This is a genomic window from Streptomyces boncukensis, from assembly GCF_011045075.1.
Lineage (GTDB): Bacteria > Actinomycetota > Actinomycetes > Streptomycetales > Streptomycetaceae > Streptomyces > Streptomyces boncukensis.
In genome coordinates, this window is the sequence record NZ_JAAKZZ010000673.1 from 1 (window position 1) to 3,334 (window position 3,334).

5 protein-coding genes are annotated in these 3,334 nt (G+C 75.8%); 3 read left to right on the forward strand and 2 right to left on the reverse strand.

Annotation, left to right across the window (positions count from 1 at the left end; genetic code table 11):
• Window positions 1-45: 45 nt before the first annotated feature.
• Together G5C65_RS34040 and G5C65_RS34045 are read left to right on the forward strand one after the other, a co-directional pair.
• Window positions 46-276, forward strand: coding sequence for a hypothetical protein (locus G5C65_RS34040; protein ID WP_165302921.1), 231 nt, complete (start codon window positions 46-48; stop codon window positions 274-276).
• Window positions 277-357: 81 nt separating this feature from the next.
• Window positions 358-1,134, forward strand: coding sequence for a DUF4232 domain-containing protein (locus G5C65_RS34045; protein WP_165302922.1), 777 nt, complete (start codon window positions 358-360; stop codon window positions 1,132-1,134).
• Between the two features lie 16 nt (window positions 1,135-1,150).
• Here the strand turns inward: G5C65_RS34045 and G5C65_RS34050 are convergent, their stop codons facing one another.
• Window positions 1,151-1,801, reverse strand: a complete 651-nt coding sequence (locus G5C65_RS34050; RefSeq protein ID WP_165302923.1) for a PadR family transcriptional regulator — start codon at window positions 1,799-1,801, stop codon at window positions 1,151-1,153.
• Between the two features lie 155 nt (window positions 1,802-1,956).
• Here G5C65_RS34050 and G5C65_RS34055 point away from each other — a divergent pair, with 155 nt between their 5' ends.
• Entirely contained in the window at window positions 1,957-2,775 is an 819-nt protein-coding gene (locus tag G5C65_RS34055) for a PhzF family phenazine biosynthesis protein (RefSeq protein ID WP_165302924.1), read from the forward strand.
• Window positions 2,776-2,825: 50 nt separating this feature from the next.
• On the opposite strand, the gene G5C65_RS34060 is transcribed toward G5C65_RS34055, so the two are convergent.
• Window positions 2,826-3,334, reverse strand: a 509-nt coding sequence (locus tag G5C65_RS34060) for a CPBP family intramembrane glutamic endopeptidase (RefSeq protein WP_165302925.1), incomplete at its 5' end; no start/stop codon positions are given.

Sequence of the window (3,334 nt, forward strand, 5' to 3'; positions counted from 1 at the left end):
CCCGCGACGCTGGGCAACCAACGCCGCCCCCGCCCCAGGAGTCCGATGGCCGCCCGCGACCAGCCCGTGTCCGACTGCTGGATGGTGGCACTGCCCGGGACCGACGGGAAGAGCTATGTCTACCGCGTCTACGCGCCGCGCGACGCGCTCCCCGGCGACCTCTTCTGGTCCGCGTTCCACTGCCACGACGCCTCCCGGCTGCCGCGCGCGCACGACTGCTTCGACGCGGCCGAGATATGGCTGCTGCCCGTACGGGACACCGCGTCGCGGGACTGACAGCGCGGGAACCGGGAACCCGCACCGGCGAACGCCAGTCCAAGCGTGCGACACCCGATCCGGCAGTGACGGGAGACCCCCATGGCACCGCTCCGCGCTCCGTCCGTACGCCGCGTGCCGTATCCGCGTGCGGCACTGACCGCACTCACCGCGGCCGCCGCGCTCCTCGCGGCGGGCTGCGCCGACGGGGACGGCCCTTCGGCCGCCTCGGCGCCGCCGTCGCCCCCGGCTTCCCCGGCGTCCTCACCCTCGTCCTCGGCGTCGTCCTCGCCGCCCCCGGCGTCCTCGGCTGCGGCGGGCGGGACCGGTCAAGCGGCCGGCCCGTCCCCCTCGTCCGGCTCCGCGCGGGCGTCCGGGTCCGCACCGGCACCGCCCGGCGACCGGGACCGGGAGGCGGCCGCCGGCTCCGCGCCGCGGGCCGCGGACCGCGCTCCCTGGTGCGGCACCGGGCAGCTGCGTATGACGCTGCGCACGCTGGGCTCGGGGGCCGGACAGCGCTACGCGGCGCTCGTCCTGATCAACTCCGCCGACTCCCCCTGCCGCACCCGGGGCTGGCCGGGGCTCCAGCTGACGTCGGCGGGCGGCGCGGAGATCCAGACCCGTACGGACCGGGACCGCGCCGCCCCCGCGCAGCAGTTCACGATGCGGCCGGGCGACCGGGCCTGGAGCCGGCTGCACTGGACGGTGGTGCCCGGCGCGGGGGACCCGCCGGACGGCTCCTGCCCGCGCCCTGCCGGGCTGCGCGTCATCCCGCCCGACGAGCGGCGCGCGCTGAGCGCGGACTGGAAGCCGGGCCCGGTCTGCGGCGGCAAGCTGTCCGCCACCGCGCTGCGCCTGGGCTCGGGGCCCGGGCGGTGACGCGCCGCGGCGCGGCTCACTTCTCCTCGGCCTCGGCCAGGATCAGATAGAGCTTCTTCTTCGCGTCGTTGACCACCGCGAGGGCCTTCTCGCGCTGCTCCGCCGAGCCGCTGCTCCACACCTGGTGGAACGCTCCGGCCAGGCCGCCCGCCGCGTTCCGCATCTCGCGGGCCGCCTCCCAGTCGAGGCCGCGGCCGGCCTCCTCCCAGGGGGCCTCGGGTCCGGCGTCCGCCTCGGCCCGGCCCGCCTCGGTGAGCGAGAAGAGCTTCTTGCCGCCCTCGCTGGCGCTGCTGATCAGGCCCTCGTCCTCCAGCATCTGCAGCGTCGGGTAGACCGATCCGGGGCTGGGCTTCCAGGCGCCGCCGCTGCGCTCGGCGATCTCCTGGATCATTTCGTACCCGTGCATCGGGCGGTCCTTCAGCAGCGCCAGGATCGAAGCGCGCACATCGCCGCGCCGGGCCCGGCCGCCGCGCGGACCGCCGCGTCCGCGGCCCCGGCCGCCGAACGGCGGTCCGTCCCCGAAGGGCCCGCCGAACGGCCCGAAGGGCGCCCGGCGGCGCTCACCGCGCCCGCCGCCGCGCCCCGGCCGGCCCTCGCAGCCGTGACCGCGGCCCTGGCCGCCCTCGCGGCCCGCGCCGCGCGTTCCGTCGTATTCGTAGGGGTGCATGACTGTCTCCTTTCACGGTGCGACTGATCCATCTTTGATCAGTCGCGATGCTTCGACGATATATCGGAACACATCGCATGGCAACCCCTCCCCGGTCCACTTCCCCGCAATTGGCCCGCGACCAGCCACGACGCTGAGCCGTACGTTCTGCGGACATGAGGCTCCGCACCGTTGACGCGTTCACCGACCGCCCCTACTCCGGCAACCCCGCCGCCGTCGTCCTGCTCGACCGCGGCCCGTTCCCCGACGACACCGCGCTCCGTGCCGTCGCGGCCGAGATGAACCTCTCCGAGACCGCCTTCGCGCACCCGCTGGCCGACGACCCCGGTGCCGACTGGGCGCTGCGCTGGTTCACCCCCACCGACGAGGTCGACCTGTGCGGCCACGCGACCCTGGCCACCGCCCATGTGCTCGCGTCCGACGGGAGGGTGCCGGAGAGCGGGACCGTACGCTTCCGGACCCGCAGCGGCGTGCTCACCGCCACCCCGGGTCCCGGCGGAACCCTCACCCTGGACTTCCCCACCGCGCGGCTCACCGCCGTCGACGTGCCCGCCGCCCTCCCCGCGGCGCTCGGTGCCGAGGTGACCGCGGCGCACGTCACGGCGTCGGTGCACTTCCTGCTGGCGGAGCTCGCCGACGAGAAGGCCGTACGCGAGCTGGCGCCGGACCTCGCCGCGGTCTCGGCCCTGGAGCGGCCCGCCGTCATCGTCACCGCGCGCGCCGAGAGCGCGGGCCACGACTTCGTGTCCCGGGTCTTCGCCCCGGGGCACGGCATCCCGGAGGACCCGGTCACCGGCAGCGCGCACACCGCGCTCGCGCCGCTGTGGTCACCCCGGCTGGGCAGCGACACCCTGACCGGGCTGCAGCTCTCGGCCCGCACCGGCTCGGTGCGCACCGAGCTGCGCGGCGAGCGGACGCTGCTCACCGGCCGCGCGGTCACCGTGCTGGACGCGGAGCTGCTCACCGGGCTGTGACGGTCGCCGGGTGCGCTCAGGCGCGCCCCGGGACACCCCACGCGCGCGGCTCAGGAGGGGGTGGGCAGCCAGTCCACCCTCCCCGCGAGCAGCGCGTACCCGGCGAAGGCCACGATGTCGATCAGCGCGTGCGCCGCGACCAGCGGGCCGACGCGCCCCCAGCGCCGGTACAGCAGGACGAAGACGACGCCCATCGCCATGTTCCCGAGGAAACCGCCCACCCCCTGGTACAGGTGGTACGAGCCGCGCAGCACCGCGCTCCCGGCGAGCGCGGCCCCCGGGCCCCAGCCCAGCTGGTCCAGCCTGCGCAGCAGATAGCCGACGACGATCACCTCCTCCAGCACCGAGTTCTGCACGGCCGAGAGGACCAGCACGGGGTACTTCCACCACACATCGGGCAGCGACTCCGGCTCCACCGTCAGATTGAACCCGCCGGCCTGCGCGATCAGGTAGAACACGATGCCCACGCCGCCCACGCACGCCGCGAGGGCCGCGCCCCAGCCCAGGTCGAAACCGGGCCTGCGCAGGTCGAAGCCGAGCGCCCGCAGCCCGCCCGCGC